A 19,484-nucleotide genomic window follows, 5' to 3' on the forward strand; every position below is an offset into this window, starting at 1 on the left:
ATGATTATAGATATCACTATTTTTATAAAAATTTCAATTAATAATTTTATAATTATATACTTTTAGAATTGTCAGTAAAAAGAAACTTATGATTTCATTTTTTTCAAAAATCGATTATCAGAATTAATAATTCATTAGAACTTTTAAATTAGTAAGTCATTATTGAAATAAAAATGGTTTGTTATCAACTCAGTCCTTCTAAAAATTATAGCTTATAACCATCTTAACTATAGTTTAGAAGCCTATTTAACGACATTTTTTATCCTGTTGTTTTCAACAAAAGCAAAATTTCTTTGAAAAGATAATTTCCCTCTTCTCTAAAGACCTTCTAAGTCATATGACACTTAGAACTAAATCTGTTGAAAATACAAACCAAATCAGCCATCTTGCTTTAAACCATTCGGAATAAATATGATATTCTTCACTTTTTCACTTGTTATTATTATCCAATTCATTTACCTAGCTAGGAAAAAAGCTCTATAATCTCTTCAATAGTTTAACCTACTAAATCGATTATAGAGCCAAAAAAAGAAGATCCAAAGACCTTCTTTCAATTTAAGTTCTACTTAAATTATTTTACTGTGCGGATACGCATAGTGTTTGTACCACCTGTACCTACTGGAACACCAGCAACGATAACAATGTTATCACCAGATTCTACAAGACCTGATTCCAATGCAACTTTTTCAGCAACATCAAACATATCATCAGTTGAGCTTGGTTTTTCAGTAACTACTGGAATAACACCCCAGTTAAGCATCAATGATTTTTGAGTAATTTCATCGAATGTTACAGCCAAGATATCAGCTTCTGGACGGTATTTAGAAATCAAACGAGCAGTGTTACCTGATTCAGTAAGAGCAACAACAAGTTTGATATCCATTGAGTTAGTAGCATCTTTAACTGCAGACGCAACTACTTCAGTCTTAGTTGAACGGTCAAATGTAGATGAATCAAGACGACCATACTCTTTAAGAAGAGTTTGAGCGTTTTTATCAATTGTAGCCATTGTACGAACTGATTCAACTGGGTATTTACCATTTGCAGATTCACCAGAAAGCATTGTAGCATCTGTACCATCGATAACTGCGTTGAATACGTCAGATACTTCAGAACGAGTTGCACGTGGTTTTTCTGTCATTGTTTCAAGCATGTTAGTAGCTGTAACAACAACTTTACCAGCAGCGTTTACTTTTGTGATAATCATTTTTTGGTAAACTGGAACCATTTCGAATGGTACTTCGATACCCATGTCACCACGAGCGATCATGATACCGTCAGCAGCTTCGATGATTTCATCAATGTTATCGATACCTTGTTGGTTTTCGATTTTAGCCAACAATTGAACGTGACCATTACCAGTTTCTTCACAGATAGCACGAACTTCTTGTACATCTTTTGCAGTACGTACGAATGAGATAGCGATAAAGTTAAGACCTTGTTCAAGACCAAAACGGATATCAGCGTTATCACGTTCAGCAAGTGCTGGGAAAGGAATTTTAGTGTAAGGGATGTTTACACCTTTTTGTTTAGCGATGATACCATCATTTTCAACTTCAACGATGAATTCACGTTTTTCAGCATCTTTGTCAACAACACGAAGACCAAGTTTACCATCATCGACAAGAACTTGTTTACCAACTTCTACATCGTCAAAAACGTCAAGTGCACCTGCAACGTTCAAAGCGATAACGTCGCGAGTTGATTTGATACCTTGTTTAGTAGCAACACGAATTTGTTCACCAGTTTTGTATGCATACTCTTTAGCATCACCTTCGAACAATTCAGTACGGATTTCAGGTCCTTTTGTATCAAGAAGGAAACCTACTTTTTGACCAGCAAGGTCTTCTGCCATACGAACGACATCCATACGTTCACCTTGTTCAGCGTGGTCACCATGTGAGAAGTTGAAACGGAAAACGTTGGCACCTTCCTTGATCAATTGAGCAATGTTTTTAGCAGATGCTTCACGGTCAAGTTTTTCACCCCAGTAACCATCTTCACCAAATTTTTTGCCGCCACGGATTTCAACCGCAGGACCAAGTGTTGCAACGATTTTTACACGTTTATTCATGATAAATAAAACTCCCTTATATTTTTTGTCGCATTAGCGACGGATTAACAATAATTTAAGTAACTGAGATTAGCTCAAGTTAGACAATGAACGGTTAAGGTCTGCAAAGTCAAGACGTGCTTTGTGAGGATTGTTGACGATAATTTTACCGTCTTCAGTAAGACTGAACAAAGCTCCTTCTTCTGCTGTACCAAGGATTGGGCTTTCAACAAGCTCTTCATTGTGGATACCAACAGCTACACCACCAATACCTTGTTTAAGGAGGTCAACCGCATGTGCACCCATCCATGAAGCAAGAACACGGTCACGCGCAGTTGGTGAACCACCACGAACCACGTGTCCAATGTTTGTTGCACGAAGATCTGAAGTATCTCCAGCTTCTTTCATTTTAGCTGCAAATTCTTCAGCACCCATGACACCTTCAGCAACTACGATTACATGGTGAGTTTTAGCACCTGATTCGTAACCTTCTTTAACTTTACGTACAACTTCATTAATATCATACTCTTCTTCAGGTACGATAATTTGGTCTGCACCAGAGGCAATACCAGCCCAAAGAGCGATATCACCGGCGTTACGTCCCATAACTTCAACGACGAAAGTACGTCCGTGACTGAAAGCAGTGTCTTGAATCTTATCGATAGCTTCTGTTGCTGTTGCAACAGCAGTATCAAAACCAATTGTGTAGTCTGTACCAACGATATCGTTATCGATAGTTCCTGGAAGACCAACAGCTGGGAAACCATGTTCAGTCAAACGCATAGCACCATGGTAAGAACCATCTCCACCAATAACTACTACACCTTCGATTCCATGTTTTTTAAGTTGCTCAATACCTTTAAGTTGACCCTCAAGTTGGGCAAACTCAGGATAGCGAGCAGACTGAAGGAAAGTTCCACCACGGCTGAGGATGTTGTCTACGCCTTTGGCATCAAGTTGGAAGATATCTCCTTCAACCATACCAGCGTATCCACGGTTAATGCCAAAGACTTCAATTCCTTCAGAAATTGCTTTGAGAACAACTGCACGAGCGGCAGCGTTCATACCAGGGGCATCTCCACCACTAGTTAAAACAGCAATACGTTTCATTATTCCTGATACTCCTTTTATATATTTAACATTTTCATTATAACACAAAGAATTCTAAATGACTTTAAATTTGAAAAGATTTATTGTTTTTTTTACCGTAAAACCGTTTTCAGCACATAAGGTGCTAATTCCCGATTAAGTTCCTCGTTCTTAGTTACTCTGTATCTTTGACTAACGATAGTTTCCTTACTTCCTTGATAACGGATAATGACAGGAATGTGTCCAGGATACTTAGCTAATATTTGAGAAACTTCTATGTCTTTATCATGATTTTCAAGTAAAATCCAAAAACGCTCCGTGCTAGCTTCCTCCATATTTGACAAGATTAACTGAATGCGTCCATCACGCTCTTGGGTCCGTCCATCAAGATAAAAGAGACCACCTTCACTTAATTTATCCTTATGATAGAAATAAGTTTCTGGAAATAGGGTAACATCAAGTTTATTGATCCCATCAGTGACGTTCAGAAAGGCCATCTGATCACCTTTTTTAGTTCTGATAATTCGAACGGATTCTATCTGAACCAAAACTGTTGCCTTAGTATTAACAGCCAAATCAGAAATGGCTTGATAGGGACGAGAGGCCATTTTTTGAGCCAAGTGTAAAGGATGGGGGCTAAGCCCAACTCCTAGTAACTCCTGTTCTAAATTATAACGATCCTTCTGGCTATAGTCTTCATAATCAACCCAAGAGTAGGATGACTCTGCAAACAAACTTCCTAACTCATTGACAAAAGTAAAGAGGTTGCTTAAATTACCAATGATTTTCTGACGATTTGGTTCAAAAATATCAAACAAACCAATCTGGATAAGAGGTGTCAGACTATCAACTTTCTGATATTTGCTAGGAATACGTGTCAAAAAGTCTTCTATAGAAATGTATTTACCATTTTGTTTGCGATCCTCAATAATCCAAAGGGCAAAATCTCTTGGCAAGCCTTTGATAGTCTTAAGACCTAATACAATCTTTCCATCTGAAATCTTGTCCAGATAGGGAATTCTATTAATATCAAGGCTGGCTAGAGAAAAGCCATTTTCAATTGCATCCTTAATGTAATCACTAGACGAATAGTTTAACATGACGTCATAGAAAATCTGAGGGTAATGCGTTTTGAAATAGGCTAATTGAAAGGCTAGTGCTGAATAAGCATAGGCATGACTTCTATTAAAGCCATAACCTGCAAACTTAGCCATCATACTAAAGAGTCGTTCAGCAATCTGTGGGTTACGTCCCAACCGACGACTTCCTTCCATGAACTCTTCGGACATCTTGGACATTTCATTGGCATCTTTTTTCGACATTGCCCGACGAAGCAAATCGGCTTTTCCGAGTGTGAAGCCTGCAAATACTTGGGCAATCTGCATAACCTGCTCCTGATAAAGCATGATACCATACGTAGGCTCAAGGATTGGTGCAACTACTGGATCAATCAAATCTACTTTTTCCTTACCATACTTACGAGCGATGAAATTATCTGTATAATCGCTAGCTCCAGGTCGGTTAAGAGAGGTTGTCGCTACCACTTCTTCGAACTTAGCGGGTTTAATCCGTTTAAGAAGGTTAATAGCACCCGCCTGCTCAAACTGAAATATTCCCTTAGTTTTACCCTTGGCAAAAAGAGCTAGGGTCTGAGGATCTTCCAAATCAATTGATTTGATATCTATAGCGACTCCCTGCTCTTCTTCAAGTTTCTCCTTCATTTTTTGAACAAAGGTCAAATTACGGAGGCCCAAGAAATCCATCTTAAGCAAGCCGTTGGCTTCGACCGCGGAGGCATCGTACTGAGTAACCATCATATCCTCACCAGCTTTTAGAGGAATATGGTTGGTTAGGTCATCGTCACTCATCACTATACCAGCAGCATGGATTGAGGTCTGTCTTGGCTGGCCTTCAATAGCCTTAGCAATCTCAAAAGCCCTCTGAAATTCTTGTCTTTGATTAATCAACTGTCTAAATGACATATTCTTCTCATAGACAGAGGTCAAGGTGTCACGAAAAGAAATCTTTTTACTAAGTTGTGACAGTTCAAATTCCTTGGCTCCGAAACGTTTAAAAACATCTCGGATAGCCTGTTTGGCCCCAAAAGTTGAAAAAGTAACAATCTGAGCAGAGTGCTTACTACCATAACGGTCCCTAACATAATGAAGAAACTCGCTTCGATAGATATCAGGCAAGTCGATATCTATATCAGGCATGCTATAACGTTCTTCATTTAGAAAACGCTCAAAAAGCAAGTCATTTTTAACGGGATCAATTCCAGTAATATCAAGGACATAAGCCACCAAGCTTCCTGCAGCAGACCCACGTCCCATTCCCATATAATAACCACGGCTACGCCCAAAGCGTAATAAATCCCAGACAATCAAGAAATAATCATCAAATCCCATCTGATGAATGATAGACAATTCTTTGTCTAAACGTTCCTGATAAACTGCTTCGCTTAACTTTTTTGTTTCTAATCCAGATTGGGCTAATTGACGTAATTGGTCAACTGCTGGCATATCACGATTAAAACGGGGAAGCTTCAAATCCGTATCAAATTGATAAGTAATGTCTGAAACAAGTTGCTCCAAATTGTTCAAAGCCTCTGGAATATCACTATATGCACTTTCCATTTCTTGAGGCGAGAAAAGAAGCTGATTCATAGGACAAATAGAGGCCTCTGACAAGGAAACGTTTTGTGAGATGGCATGCAACATCTGAATCGTCGAGCGGTCTGCATTCTCAAAATAACGCACTGTATGTAAAGGAATTACAGGATAATCAAACTCTTTGCCAGCATCTTCTGGCCTTATCCCAATAAAAACCTCTGAACCAAGAGTCATCCCTGGCTCCCAGTCTTCACTCGGAAGGATGAGGGCAATAGCATTTAGATAGTCCGAAAAAGCTGTAAACTCGCGTTGCCCTGAGGAGAGCTCTGTTGCCAACTTCATCAAATTTTTATAGCCCTGATTATTTTTTGCTAATAGACGAAAAGGAATTTTTCTTCCCTCGTAAAATAGATTAGCTTCCATACCAATCAAAGGACGTAAACCCTTGCTACTTGCAAACTGAGCAAAATGATAAGCAGCATAGAGATTGTCACGATCCATCAAACCAAGGGCTTGATAGCCAAGCTCTTTGGCACGCTTAATGTAGGTGGTCAAATCTACAACACTATCCATGAAACTATAGACAGATTTTGTATCCAATTGTGCAAACATGAAGGCCTCCTTTCTATCCTTCTATTATAGCATACGCTCCTTGTAAAAACGCCTCTACCATGTTAACTGTTTCAAACAAAAAGGGCTCTATAATTTCTGTAGTGGGTAAAACCACTGTAGAGGATTATGGAGCTTTTTCAATGTACACAAAAAGTCCCATAAGAACTATAATGAAAAGCGACCAAACCATCATTAGGAAGAACTCATGAGACTTATTAAGAATACCACAGAATTAATCGGAATTAAAGACCCTAACATCATTATTTCTCTTGTTTTGGAAACTAATACTCATATCGAGATTCATGCAAAACTTGATTACCCTGCACCATCATGTCCTCATTGTCAAGGAATAACGATCAAATATGACTTTCAAAAATCTTCTAAAATCCCTCTTCTCGAACAAGCTGGAACTCCAACACTACTACGTCTGAAGAAACGTCGCTTCCAGTGTAAAGTGTGTAAGAGAGTAACGGTGGCTGAAACCTCAATCGTTGAGAAAAACCACCAAATCTCCAACCTTGTCCGACAAAAGGTTGCACAACTTCTAACTGAGAAGGTATCACTAACGGATATTGCCAGAAGACTTCGTGTATCGACGTCCACTGTCTATCGTAAACTTGACCAGTTTACTTTCAAGGAACATTATGACAAACTCCCAGCTGTTATGTCCTGGGATGAGTTTGGGTTCAAGAAAGGTGAACTCGCTTTTGTGGCTCAAAACTATGAGACCAACAAACTCATAACCATCCTTGATAATCGCTGCCAAACTACTATTCGAAACTACTTTTTGAAGTATCCATTGAAAGTCCGACAACAGGTACAGTTTATCACGATGGATATGTCTGGAGCTTATATTCCACTGGCTCGCAAACTCTTTCCTAACGCCAAAATCGTTCTTGATCGATTTCACATTATTCAGCACCTTGGGCGTGCCTTTTTAAAGACAAGAATTGCGATTATGAACCAGTTTGATAAGAAGTCTCTACCCTATCGAGCCTTGAAAAATCACTGGCGACTCTTTCAAAAGGACAGCCGTAAGTTATCTCTCAATTCTTTCTATTCAAAGACTTTCCGTCAAACATTATGCCCACATGAAGTCGTTGAGAAGACACTGAATTTCTCAGAAGAACTCGCTAATTATTATAACCTCTATCAGCTTTTGCTTTTTCACTTTCAGGAGAAGAGAGTAGATGAGTTTTTTGAACTCATAGAGGAGAATATAAGCAAGGTCAATCACTACTTTCAAACGGTCTTTAGGACTTTTCTTAGACACAAGCAATACATCAAGAATGCGCTAGAAACAGACTATTCAAATGCCAAACTTGAAGCAACTAATAAGTTGATTAAAGACATCAAACGGTTGGGCTTCGGTTTTAGAAACTTCATCAACTTTAAGAAACGTGTCTTCATCACTCTGAACATAAAAAAAGAGAAGACCTATCAGGTCCTCTCTAGATGTTAGCTTTTCGTCACCCACTACAGTTGACAAAGAGCCGATAGAACAACACCTTAAACATTGTCCTTATCCCATTCTTTTAAGTCCTCATTATTATTTTACAAACACATCATTGTTTCTTATTGCCAATATGATGGGCGTTGTTTTTCATAGGCAGCAATCAAATCTTCATATTGAAGAGTGATTCCAATATCGTCAAGCCCTTCAACCAATTTACGTTTCCACTCATGATCGATATCAAATGGAAACTCTCCTGCTGAAGATTTAATCACTTGGTTTGGAAGGTCAATCGTAATTTCCTCACCTGCAGGAAGAGCAGCCAATTTTTGACGTACTTCCAAGGGTTGAACGATTGGCAACATACCATTCTTCAATTCATTGTTATAGTGAATATCTGAAAATGATCCAGCAATAACACAACGGAAACCGTAATCTTCCAATGCCCATGCAGCGTGTTCACGAGATGATCCCGAACCAAAGTTATCACCAGTAACCAAAATGGTCGCATCGCGATACTCAGGTTTATTGAAGACGAAATCAGGATTTTCATCGTAATCATCATTAAGGTAACGCCATTCAAACATCAAATTCTTACCGAAACCTTTTTTATCAACAGCTTTCAAGAATTGTTTGGGAATGAGTTGGTCCGTATCGATGTTATCATTCATCAAAGGTACTGATTTCCCTGTATAGACGGTAAATTTTTCCATTATCTTCTCCCTTATGCTTGAACTTCTGGCATATCGCGGACATCTACAAATTTACCAGCGATTGCTGCAGCTGCTGCCATTGCTGGACTACAAAGGTGAGTACGAGCACCATATCCTTGACGTCCCTCGAAGTTACGGTTACTTGTAGATGCACAGTGCACACCTTCTGGAACATGGTCTGGGTTCATACCAAGACACATTGAACAACCTGGATCGCGCCATTCAAATCCTGCATCCATGAAAATTTTATCCAAACCAAGACGTTCAGCTTCTTTCTTAACTGGACGCGAACCTGGAACAACAATAGCTGTCAATGTCGGTGAGATATGTTTTCCTTTAACGAATTTAGCAGCTAACTCAAGGTCGCTAAGACGTGCGTTAGTACAAGAACCAATGAAGACATAGCCAAGATCAATATCTTTAGCATATTCACCAGGCTTAACGTCCATATACTCGTAGGCACGTTCATCATTAAAGTCCTTGATTTCTGGGAATGGTTGATCAAACTCAACACCCATTTCAGGGTTAGTTCCCCATGTAACCATAGGTGCCAATTCTGAAACATCAATAGTAATCACTTTATCATATTCAGCATCTGGATCTGAAACCAAAGTTTTCCAGTCGGCTACTGCTTCTTCGAATTTCTCACCCTTAGGTGCGCACGGACGCCCCTCAACATAATCATAAGTTTTTTGGTCTGGATTCATAAGACCCATCTTGGCACCAAATTCAATAGACATGTTACAGATGGTCATGCGTTCATCCATTGAAAGAGCATCGATAGCTTCACCACAATATTCAACTGCGTATCCTACACCAGCATCAACGCCATAGCGTGCAATAAGTGCAAGAATAAAGTCTTTTGAATAAACACCTGGCTGTGGTTTACCAACAAATTCAACCTTCATTTTCTTCGGTTTCACTTGCCACAAACATTGTGTCGCAAAGACATGTTCTACCTCAGATGTACCAATACCAAAGGCAATAGCACCAAAGGCACCATGAGTAGCCGTATGACTATCTCCACAAACGACAAATTTTCCTGGTTGACTACGACCTGTTTCAGGACCGACCATGTGGACAATCCCCTGACGAGCAGTACCGTGGGTAGCCGCATCAATACCAAATTCCTCAACGTTTTTCGCCAAAGTATCAATTTGGTTTTTAGAAATAAGGTCACGAATGTTAAAAATATCAACCGTAGGAACGTTGTGGTCTGTCGTACCAAAAGTTAAATCTGGGCGACGAACTTTACGTCCAGCATCACGAAGTCCTTGAAAGGCCTGTGGACTTGTAACCTCGTGAATATAATGCTGATCCACATACATCAATTGTGGTTCGCCCTCATTTCCAGTAACGACGTGGCGTTCCCAAAGTTTATCAAAAATTGATTTTCCGCTCATAAAATACTCCAATTATAATCTAAGGATTAGCTAATCCGAAAGTCTTGTTAGAATAAGGTATAAAAGAAAGACATCTATAACAATTCCTATAAGCCAGCAAAGCTTGAAGTACCATTTGTTAATTTTATGTCTAAAAAGTCTCCCACCTAGAAAGGCACCAATACCACCAAAGATCAGTGTCTGTAATAATAATGCCTTCTCAGAAATCCGTCTCTTATGTCGGATAGCCTTATGTTTATCAAGGCCATAAACCAATAAGACGACAATATTCCATACCAACAAAACACTTAGTAACACTAATTTCAGTGTCATGATTTTAGAGATTGCCAATAATAGCTGCTGTCATTTCAGCAGTCGAAGCCTGACCACCCAAATCACGTGTCAAGATGCCTTGATTCAAGGTCTTATCAACAGCATTTTCAATCAATTCTGCCCCTTCAGTTTCATTGAAACTTTCACGTAACATCATAGCTACTGACAAAATCATTGAAATTGGATTGGCAATACCTTGACCAGCGATATCTGGTGCTGAACCATGAATAGGTTCATAAAGACTTGGACCATTTTCAGAGTGACTGGCAGATGGCATAACACCTAAAGTTCCTGGAAGGACACTTGATTCATCAGACAAGATATCACCAAAAAGGTTTTCTGTCACAACCACATCAAAACGAGCTGGGTTGGTAATCATAATCATTGCGGCACTATCAACGAGTTGATGTTCAAGGGTTACATCTGGAAACTCCAAAGAAACTTCATCAGCAACCTTACGCCATAATTTAGAAGTTGCCAAAACATTTTGTTTATCAATGCTAGTGACCTTTTTGCCACGACCTTGAGCAATCTTGAAGGCACGACGCATGATACGACGAATCTCATCTGCTGAATAATCATTGATATCGCGAGCCTTATCTTCTTCCAAAATGTGCTCACCAAAATAAATACCACCTGTGAGCTCACGAACAACGACGAAGTCTACGCCCTCAATACGCTCAGGTTTAAGAGGTGACAAGTGTTTCAAGGCATCAAAGATGCGGACAGGACGGATATTAGCAAAGAGATTCAACTCCTTACGAATGGCCAAAAGTCCTTGTTCAGGACGAACTGGCGCATTGTCATATTTAGGTCCACCAATTGCAGCCAAGAGGATAGCATCTGCTGATTTAGCAGCATCCAAAGTTGACTTTGGAAGTGGATGACCCCCGGCATCAATGCCAGCACCACCAAATAGTTTAGCATCGATGTCGTAATCAAATCCAATTTTTGAAGCTACTTTTTCAAGAACTTCAAGACCTGCTGCCATAATCTCAGGTCCAATTCCATCACCTGAAAGTGTTACAATTTTCTTTGTCATGTTTAACTCCTCTTCGGCTTATGGAAGGTCACGATAAGAAACCTTACGTGCCATCTCACCAGCATTTTCTTTTTGAACCAATGTATTAGCATTGATATAGGCAATTGCTGATGCTTTCAAGACATCAAAGTCCAAACCAGATGCATTGAAAATAGTATCTGTATCTACATTTTCTACAGTTACAAGTACACGCGCTTGCGCATCAATACCATCAGTTACTGCGTCAATATTATAAGAAGTCAAGCGAACTGTTTGGTTGAAGAATTTGTCAATAGCATTGAAGATAGCTTCAACTGACCCTTGGCCATTTGCCAAAAATTCAACAGATTCACCATCTTCATTAGCCAAGCTTACTGTAGCAGTGATTGTTTCATCAGCATTAGTAGTCAAACGAAGATCTTCGAAGTGGAAACCTTCTGGATTATCTACACTTGTACCAGCAACAAGTGCACGAATATCTGCATCAGTAATATCATGTTTTTTCCCAGCCAAGACTTTAAATTTGGCAAAGAGTGGTTTGATATCTTCTTCCACAAAGTCAAGCTCAAGTTCTTTCAATTTTTCAACAAAGGCATGACGTCCTGACAATTTACCAAGAGGAAGACTGTTACTCTTCACACCTACCAATTCTGGTGTGAAAATTTCATAAGTTTGTGGGTTCTTAAGAACACCATCTTGGTGGATACCTGATTCATGAGAGAAAGCATTTCCACCAACAACAGCTTTATTTTTAGGAACAGGAATTCCAGAGAAGCGAGAAACAAGCTCTGAAGTATTCATTGTTTCATTAAGAACAATATCACTTGTTGCTTGGAAAAAGTCTTCACGAATTTTCAAAGCAACAGCTACTTCTTCAAGAGCAACATTACCCGCACGTTCACCGATACCATTAACAGTTCCCTGTACACGTCCAGCACCGTGTTTAATTGCTGTCAAAGTATTTGCAGTTGCCATACCGAGGTCATCGTGACAGTGAACACTAAAAACAACTTTATGGTCTGATTTAATATTTTCAGTCAAATGATCAAAAATACGTGCAAACTCTTCTGGAGTCGTAAATCCTACTGTATCTGGAATATTAATATATGATGCACCAGCATCAACCGCTGTTTGAACAACTTCAGTCAAGAAATCAAGCTCAGTACGAGTAGCATCCTCTGGTGAAAACTCAACAACATCGAAACGTTCTCGCGCATAAGTCACATGCTCTTTTACAGCTTCAAGAATTTCTTCTTTTGATTTCTTCAATTTAAACTCACGGTGAATCGGACTTGTTGCGATAAAGACATGAATTTGTGGATACTTGGCATCTTTCAAAGCCTCATAACAAGCATCAATATCAGATTTTACTGAGCGAGCCAAGCCGGTAACAGAAGTTGTTGTCATAGCTTCTGCAATTTGTTTTACTGCCTCAAATGAATCTGGGCTAGCTGCAGGAAAACCTGCTTCGATTACAGAAATTCCCCATTTTTCAAGTTGCTTAGCAATGGCAACTTTTTCTTTGATTGAAAAGTTAACACCTGGTGTTTGTTCCCCATCACGAAGACTTGTATCAAAAAATTCAACTTTACGCATAGACAATCCTCTTTCTAAAAGTAAAAACGATAGTAGTAAAAAAACATCTCACTCGGAAACCCAAGCGAGATGTTTTTACCTCCCGCTTGGTAAGCCAAACAGGACTAATGCTTTTGCACTAGCCCTCATTACGCAATAGCAAAACAGTTGTAGTTGCGAATGTCATTTGACTCATTTCCTTTCGATGTATCTTGGTTAATATGATACATCTTTCCAACTTGAAAGTCAAGGAAAAATTACTGAATTGACTGACTTTTCTGACCACTTTTTACATTTATTTTCAAGAAAAGAAAAAAGCTGACCGAAGTCAACTTTTTATTTGTTAATGATAACTACTTATCTCAGCTTATTTTCCGAGGTAGTATTCGCTAACAACGTTCAATTTTTCGTCAAATTCGAATACCAATGGTGGGAAGTTTGGAATTTCAACATCCATGATTTCGTCATCTGACAAGCCTTTGATGTGTTTTACAAGGGCACGGATTGAGTTACCGTGTGCACCTACGAATACGTTTTTACCATCTTTAAGAGCTGGAGCGATTTTATCCTCCCAGAATGGAAGGGCACGTTCCAAACTAACTTTCAAGTTTTCAGCATCTGGAATTACTGAGTCATCAAGTGAAGCGTAACGACGGTCAGTGTGTGCTGAGTGCTCATCATCACGATCCATAAATCAAATTTCATTTCAGATTATAGATTAATTTACTGCCTAACCCCAGAAAGCATCTTCTACTGCTTGATCTGATGAAAAGAGCCAAACTTCCTTGATCTTTCCATCATCCATGCGAAAAAGATCAATACCATTCATGTTGAGTTCCTCGCCGTCTGGGCGAGTTCCAACAAAGGTCACATTGGCTGCTACAAGGTCAATATTTTCAGACACCCAGTTAGTCAATACTTTGAAGGTACCGTTTGTTTTTTCTGAAAATTGAGCCAAGTGTGCTCCAAGTGCTTCTTTTCCAACAACTGTACCGGAATTACTATGCTGACCTGGCTGGTGCCAGATAATATCATCTGCCATAGTCTCAAAAACAGCTGGAAAATCACCTGTTATAAGACCATTGTTATATGCATTGAAAATTTCTAAATTTACTGACATGAGTTACTCCTCGTTTCTTTTATTTATGATATAATATTATCACTTACTAACAAAAAGACAAGTAGGCACTTTATTGTTATCTAGTATCAAATACGATACTATTATTGTCAAATAAGAGAATAATTTTAAAAAATTTGGAGGAATTATGGTAACCAAAGTCAGTGAATACGGAATTTGTCCTTTTGCCACGACGCAGCGTGTACTAACAGGCAAATGGGCTCTAGTCATCATCTATCAACTCAGTACGGGGACTAAGCGTTTTAATGAACTACAACGTCTAATTCCTGGCATTACCCAAACCATTCTAACACGACACCTCAGACAGCTCGAGAAGGATAAAATCGTGGAGCGTAAAGTCTATGCTGAAGTTCCCCCACGGGTCGAATACAGTCTAACTGAAATGGGTAGAAAATTTCAAGGTGTCCTAGATGCCATTGAAAGTTGGGGACTGGAGTATATCGAAACTCTAGACTAATTATCTCCTTGGTTCATCTCACCTTACAAAGTGAGACGAACCGAGAGTCACTTCTCAAAAAAAAGGCGGAATAAATCCCGCCTTTTATCTTTTATAATTATTTTCCGAGGTAGTATTCAGAAACAACGTTCAATTTTTCGTCAAATTCGAATACCAATGGTGGGAAGTTTGGAATTTCAACATCCATGATTTCGTCATCTGACAATTGTTTGATGTGTTTTACAAGGGCACGGATTGAGTTACCGTGTGCACCTACGAATACGTTTTTACCATCTTTAAGAGCTGGAGCGATTTTATCTTCCCAGAATGGAAGGGCACGTTCCAAAGTAACTTTCAAGTTTTCAGCATCTGGAATTACTGAGTCATCAAGTGAAGCGTAACGACGGTCAGTGTGTGCTGAGTGCTCATCATCACGATCCATTGCTGGAGGCAATACATCGTATGAACGACGCCAGATGTGAACTTGCTCATCACCAAATTGCTCAGCAGCTTCTGCTTTGTTTTTACCAGTCAAACCACCGTAGTGACGTTCGTTCAAGCGCCATGATTTTTCAACTGGAACCCAAAGTTGGTCAGATGCTTCAAGAGCCAAGTTAGTTGTTTTAATCGCACGTTTCAATACTGAAGTGTATGCTTGGTCAAATTCGATACCAGCTTCTTTAATCAATTTACCAGCGTCGATAGCTTGTTGAGTACCTTTTTCAGAAAGATCTACGTCAGCCCAACCTGTGAAAAGGTTAGCTTTGTTCCATTCAGACTCACCGTGGCGAGCGAAAACCAATTTTACCATTAGTTATGTCTCCTTTTTATTTTGGGTTAAACCCATTTACTGTATCTATTCTACCCAAAAAACCTTGAAAAAGCTAGCAAAATCCAAAAAATTCTGTAAAATTCTATTGCTTCTTGTCTTGGCAAAAAGAGACGATATCAGAATTTCGTTTTAGAGGCTTTAGCCCGTCCAATATTTCCTTGTTTTAGGCCCCTTTTCATGCTAAAATGAGATGAAATAGTAACATTTTACTTTGTGATCTTTAAGGAGGATCTTATGGTTTCTACTGCTACAAAAGTTGGTCAGTTTACGTTTGATAACTGTCTTATGAATGCCGCTGGTGTTCATTGTATGACTAAGGAAGAATTGGCAGAGGTTGAGGCTTCAGCTGCAGGTTCATTTGTCACAAAAACAGGAACACTTGAGGCCCGTCCCGGTAATCCTGAACCACGTTATGTGAATGTACCTCTTGGGTCAATCAACTCAATGGGATTGCCAAATAACGGTTTCGAATACTACCTTGACTATGTCATTGAATTACAAAAGCAACCCAATACTAAAAATCATTTTCTTTCTCTCGTTGGTCTTTCTCCTGAGGAAACACACACCATTCTTAAAAAAGTTCAAGAAAGTGACTATGAAGGGCTGGTTGAACTCAACCTTTCATGTCCTAACGTTCCGGGTAAACCTCAAATCGCTTACGATTTTGAAACAACAACCGAGATCCTAACTGAAGTCTTTTCTTACTTTACGAAACCTCTTGGTGTGAAATTACCACCATACTTTGATATTGTGCACTTTGACCAAGCTGCTGCCGTTTTCAACCAATTCCCACTTGTCTTTGTTAACTGTGTGAACTCAATTGGTAATGGCCTTTACATTGAAGATGAGTCTGTTGTCATCAAACCTAAGAATGGTTTTGGTGGTATAGGTGGTGACTACATCAAACCTACTGCCTTGGCAAACGTTCATGCTTTTTACCAACGTTTGAAACCTGAAATCCAAATTATTGGTACTGGTGGTGTAAAATCTGGTCGAGATGCTTTTGAACACATCCTTTGTGGCGCAAGTATGGTACAAGTTGGTACTGCCCTTCAAAAAGAAGGTGTCGCTATTTTTGACCGTATTACTAAAGAACTTAAAGAAATCATGGAAGAAAAAGGTTACGAAACTCTTGAAGACTTCCGAGGAAAACTTCACTACATCGACTAGTCTATAAAAAAAGTTTGGAAGATTTTCCAAACTTTTTTTGTTATTTGATGAGGATTCTCTTATTAGACAAGACCATCATCATCGCGTTCATCCCAGTCTTCAAAAGGGTCCTTGCCCTCTTTTTCAGCTTGAAGACGTTTCTGACGCGCTTCTTCAATTTGTTCTTCACTTGGCTTCATCAGTTTGCTAATAGCAACAATACCTGATAGTTTAATAACAGTAAAAACCAAAAGAAAAATCAATACCACTGTTATGGTTTTCATAGATTTCCTTAACTTATTTCGTATAAATCAAAACCCCTAAAATCTTAGGGGTTTTTACATTATTTAACTGCGTCTTTAAGAGCTTTACCAGCTTTAAATGCAGGAACTTTAGAAGCTGCGATTGAGATAGCTTCACCAGTTTGTGGGTTACGACCTTGACGAGCAGCGCGTTCGCGTACTTCAAAGTTACCGAAACCAATCAATTGTACTTTTTCACCTGCAGCAAGGAATTCTTCGATAGAAGCGAAAACTGCATCTACAGCTGCTGCTGAATCTTTTTTAGTAAGCTCAGTTGCTTCTGCAACTTTAGCGATCAAATCTTGTTTGTTAGCCATTGTAACAATCCTCCAATTTATTTCTAAGCGAATAGTATTTTTAGCGCTTGAACAAGTATTATCTTATCCTAAAAGGCCTATGAGGTCAAGTAATAAACGCTAATTTAATCGCTTTTTTGCAAAAAGTAAAGGCTTTTTAATTTATTGTCTTATAGATGTCAAATTCGATACGGTCATTAACCAAATCTAGGCTTTGAGCACGTGCTGTTATCCCCTTCTCATTCTTCATAGACTGAATATTTAGGGTAACCTTTCCCTTCTTACTATCGATTGCGATGTAATCAGGAAGGTTAGTCGAACGTTTAATCATCTTAAGGGCATCCGAAACAGGCAGTTTCAAGGTTCCAGCTGAAAGCTCAGAAACATGCAGTACAATTGCTCCTGATTCACTAACAACCGGCGTAAAATAGACATATAGAGGAACAGGATGACCTAAAACCTTATAGCTACTTTCAAAAACGATTTTAGAATTGGTAACCTTGACCTTGAAACGCATCTTATCAGTCGAATAATCCTGGGCAAAGCCTGTAAGAGCAGCGTCAAGCTCATCCTTAGTCATACTATATTTTCCAATTTTAGTTGCTCCCTTGGGTAGGGATACAGAACTTGTCGTCTCCACTGGAGTCATGATTCTATATGTCACAACACTTACTAGGGCTAGATTTAAGGCCAAGAGTCCTAAAAATAGCCACTTCCATATCTTACTCACCTGACCACTCCTTCTTTGTTTGGTTAATACGTTTCAAAATGGCATCTGACATAATTTGATAACCTGTATTATTTGGATGAAAATGATCATCCTCAAAAAGAGCATCGTTCAGGCTATCTTGAGAAGATTTACTAGACTGATAGGTATCATCAGAACTTGTAACACCGCCCTTACCATCAATTCCCTTATAAAGCAAATCATTTACAGGAACAAAATACACATTATCGTACTCTTTGCACACCTCTTCAGTAGACTGGTTCCAATTATCTACAATAGTTTGCATTTCTGTCATCTCTGGAAAATTAAGATAAAAAGGATTGTAAATACCAACAATATAAATTGGTAATGTTTTATTTTCCTTGCGAGCTAGCTCAATAATCTGTCTTAATCTCTTTTGATAGGCCTGAGCAGGCTTAGTGAAGGTAGCTACATTAAGATTCGTGATATTGTCCTTAATGACATGGATCACATCATTACCACCAACTGTCAGAGTCATCACTTTAGCCTTTTTGAGATCTCTTTGAATATCCTTCTTTTCTTGCATTCTTTTGAGAATTTGATTACTCGTATTCCCCGCAATACCGTAGTTACGAGAAGTCACTTGCCAGTCAAAATCTGACTCTAATGCCTGTGATAGCACAGGAACGAATCCTCCTTGATTACTACTATCACCTACCCCTTGAGTAAGGGAATCACCAATAGCAACATAGGTCACATTTTCATTTTTGATAGATTTAATCTTTTCTGCAATTTTTGATGACTGATGCGTACTAGGAACGATAAAAATGAAGAGGCCGATAAATAAGAGAAAAAGCAAGAAGAAGCCTACGAGGCTTCTAACTAATTCTGATTCTTTCCACTTATTCATAACGAACCATTACGGCAAAGGCGCCTTCACCAGTGTGCGTTTGAATGATGGAACCAGTCTCAAGGATTGAAATTGGAGCACCCAAAACCTCAAGTTTTTCAGCCAGTTCATGTGCTAAATTAGGTGTCCCTGCATAAGAAATACCAATCTCTGCCACTTTGCGGTCCTTATCCTTGATACCATTAATATAAGAATCTAACCATTTCGTGAAAGTCTTAGCTCCTCGCCCCTTAGCAATCGTATTCAACTGATAGTCTTTCAACTCCATGATGACACGGATATTGAGCAATGAAGACAGAAGACCTGTTACACGTCCAATACGACCACCTTTAACCAGATTCTCAAGGGTAGAAACACCAATATGAAGTTCTGATTTATTTTTCACTTCTTCAACATGGGCTACAATCTCATCAAGACTAGCTCCTGCTTCGGCTAATTTAGCTGCCTCAACAACTTGAAACTTGAGGCATTGATCCGTAAAGCCAGAATCGATGACAGTTACATCTGCTCCTGAAAGACTAGCTCCTTGACGTGAGGCTTCACATGTCCCAGAGAGCGTGTGCATAATGTGGATTGCCACAATTTGTTCTGCACCTTCTTTGACAAGATTTTCATATGTCTCAGCAAACAAACCTACAGGTGGTTGGCTTGTCTTTGGTAACTCTTTACTATGCTTCATCATTTCCAAGAAACGGCCTTCTTCTCGAAGGTCACTATCTGAATAGATGACACCGTCCACCATTACCGACAATGGGACAACAGTGATATTATATTTTTTAACCAATTCTGGTTCAATCGTGATTGACGAATCGGTTACAATTCTGATTTTACTCATAATTTTCTCGCTTAACACAAATTTTTATTCTATTATAGCATGACTGGAAAGGTTT

Annotated in this window: 17 protein-coding genes and 2 pseudogenes; 3 read left to right on the plus strand and 16 right to left on the minus strand. The window is 39.0% G+C overall.

Translation table 11 applies throughout. From position 1 onward, the window contains the following. Nucleotides 1-571: 571 nt before the first annotated feature. The 3 genes from pyk to PCY16_RS10280 form a co-directional block, all read right to left on the minus strand. Entirely contained in the window at nt 572-2,074 is a 1,503-nt protein-coding gene (pyk, locus tag PCY16_RS10270; protein ID WP_004182640.1) for a pyruvate kinase, read from the minus strand. Between the two features lie 69 nt (nt 2,075-2,143). Continuing rightward, nucleotides 2,144-3,163 (minus strand): 6-phosphofructokinase, encoded by a 1,020-nt coding sequence (gene pfkA / locus PCY16_RS10275; protein WP_013990713.1) that lies wholly within the window; start codon nt 3,161-3,163, stop codon nt 2,144-2,146. Between the two features lie 92 nt (nt 3,164-3,255). After that, on the minus strand, nt 3,256-6,366 hold the full coding sequence (locus tag PCY16_RS10280; protein WP_037599189.1) for a DNA polymerase III subunit alpha: 3,111 nt from the start codon (nt 6,364-6,366) through the stop codon (nt 3,256-3,258). Between the two features lie 205 nt (nt 6,367-6,571). Here PCY16_RS10280 and PCY16_RS10285 point away from each other — a divergent pair. Then, nucleotides 6,572-7,821, plus strand: a pseudogene (locus PCY16_RS10285) (ISL3 family transposase). 120 nt (nt 7,822-7,941) lie between these two features. Here the strand turns inward: PCY16_RS10285 and leuD are convergent. From leuD to PCY16_RS10320, 7 genes and pseudogenes are all read right to left on the minus strand, one after another. After that, a complete protein-coding gene (leuD, locus tag PCY16_RS10290) occupies nt 7,942-8,532 on the minus strand; it encodes a 3-isopropylmalate dehydratase small subunit (protein ID WP_002890790.1) in 591 nt (196 codons plus the stop codon). An 11-nt stretch (nt 8,533-8,543) separates the two neighbouring features. Further along, the gene (leuC, locus tag PCY16_RS10295) at nt 8,544-9,935 is read right to left on the minus strand and encodes a 3-isopropylmalate dehydratase large subunit (RefSeq protein ID WP_037597711.1); all 1,392 of its coding nucleotides are present in this window, start codon (nt 9,933-9,935) and stop codon (nt 8,544-8,546) included. 30 nt (nt 9,936-9,965) lie between these two features. Then, nucleotides 9,966-10,247, minus strand: coding sequence for a DUF1294 domain-containing protein (locus PCY16_RS10300; protein ID WP_037598114.1), 282 nt, complete (start codon nt 10,245-10,247; stop codon nt 9,966-9,968). A gap of 4 nt (nt 10,248-10,251) precedes the next feature. Then, on the minus strand, nt 10,252-11,289 hold the full coding sequence (gene leuB / locus PCY16_RS10305) for a 3-isopropylmalate dehydrogenase (RefSeq protein ID WP_037599057.1): 1,038 nt from the start codon (nt 11,287-11,289) through the stop codon (nt 10,252-10,254). Nucleotides 11,290-11,307: 18 nt separating this feature from the next. After that, a complete protein-coding gene (locus PCY16_RS10310; RefSeq protein ID WP_195413566.1) occupies nt 11,308-12,864 on the minus strand; it encodes a 2-isopropylmalate synthase in 1,557 nt (518 codons plus the stop codon). A gap of 346 nt (nt 12,865-13,210) precedes the next feature. After that, nucleotides 13,211-13,534, minus strand: a pseudogene (locus PCY16_RS10315) (2,3-bisphosphoglycerate-dependent phosphoglycerate mutase); the annotation flags it as partial. A gap of 39 nt (nt 13,535-13,573) precedes the next feature. Beyond that, entirely contained in the window at nt 13,574-13,963 is a 390-nt protein-coding gene (locus PCY16_RS10320; protein ID WP_002890784.1) for a nuclear transport factor 2 family protein, read from the minus strand. 145 nt (nt 13,964-14,108) lie between these two features. Between PCY16_RS10320 and PCY16_RS10325 the strand changes: the two genes are divergently transcribed. Beyond that, nucleotides 14,109-14,438: a helix-turn-helix domain-containing protein gene (locus PCY16_RS10325; protein ID WP_002890783.1), complete on the plus strand. Its 330-nt coding sequence runs from the start codon at nt 14,109-14,111 to the stop codon at nt 14,436-14,438. A 97-nt stretch (nt 14,439-14,535) separates the two neighbouring features. On the opposite strand, the gene PCY16_RS10330 is transcribed toward PCY16_RS10325, so the two are convergent. Further along, the gene (locus tag PCY16_RS10330) at nt 14,536-15,228 is read right to left on the minus strand and encodes a phosphoglycerate mutase (protein ID WP_000240128.1); all 693 of its coding nucleotides are present in this window, start codon (nt 15,226-15,228) and stop codon (nt 14,536-14,538) included. A gap of 255 nt (nt 15,229-15,483) precedes the next feature. Here PCY16_RS10330 and PCY16_RS10335 point away from each other — a divergent pair, with 255 nt between their 5' ends. Next, nucleotides 15,484-16,419 (plus strand): dihydroorotate oxidase, encoded by a 936-nt coding sequence (locus PCY16_RS10335; protein ID WP_060971492.1) that lies wholly within the window; start codon nt 15,484-15,486, stop codon nt 16,417-16,419. Between the two features lie 62 nt (nt 16,420-16,481). Here the strand turns inward: PCY16_RS10335 and PCY16_RS10340 are convergent, their stop codons facing one another. The 5 genes from PCY16_RS10340 to PCY16_RS10360 form a co-directional block, all read right to left on the minus strand. Beyond that, nucleotides 16,482-16,682 (minus strand): hypothetical protein, encoded by a 201-nt coding sequence (locus PCY16_RS10340; RefSeq protein WP_002890779.1) that lies wholly within the window; start codon nt 16,680-16,682, stop codon nt 16,482-16,484. Between the two features lie 59 nt (nt 16,683-16,741). Beyond that, entirely contained in the window at nt 16,742-17,017 is a 276-nt protein-coding gene (locus tag PCY16_RS10345; RefSeq protein ID WP_002884048.1) for an HU family DNA-binding protein, read from the minus strand. Between the two features lie 136 nt (nt 17,018-17,153). Further along, the gene (locus PCY16_RS10350; RefSeq protein WP_064524638.1) at nt 17,154-17,726 is read right to left on the minus strand and encodes a YpmS family protein; all 573 of its coding nucleotides are present in this window, start codon (nt 17,724-17,726) and stop codon (nt 17,154-17,156) included. Beyond that, the gene (locus PCY16_RS10355; protein ID WP_073687556.1) at nt 17,719-18,594 is read right to left on the minus strand and encodes an SGNH/GDSL hydrolase family protein; all 876 of its coding nucleotides are present in this window, start codon (nt 18,592-18,594) and stop codon (nt 17,719-17,721) included. The genes PCY16_RS10350 and PCY16_RS10355 overlap by 8 nt, the downstream gene beginning before the upstream one ends. Further along, entirely contained in the window at nt 18,587-19,429 is an 843-nt protein-coding gene (locus PCY16_RS10360; protein ID WP_195413565.1) for a DegV family protein, read from the minus strand. Before PCY16_RS10360 ends, PCY16_RS10355 begins: the two co-directional genes overlap by 8 nt. Between the last annotated feature and the right edge of the window lie 55 nt (nt 19,430-19,484).

It is taken from the genome of Streptococcus sp. SS4, from assembly GCF_030440125.1.
Lineage (GTDB): Bacteria > Bacillota > Bacilli > Lactobacillales > Streptococcaceae > Streptococcus.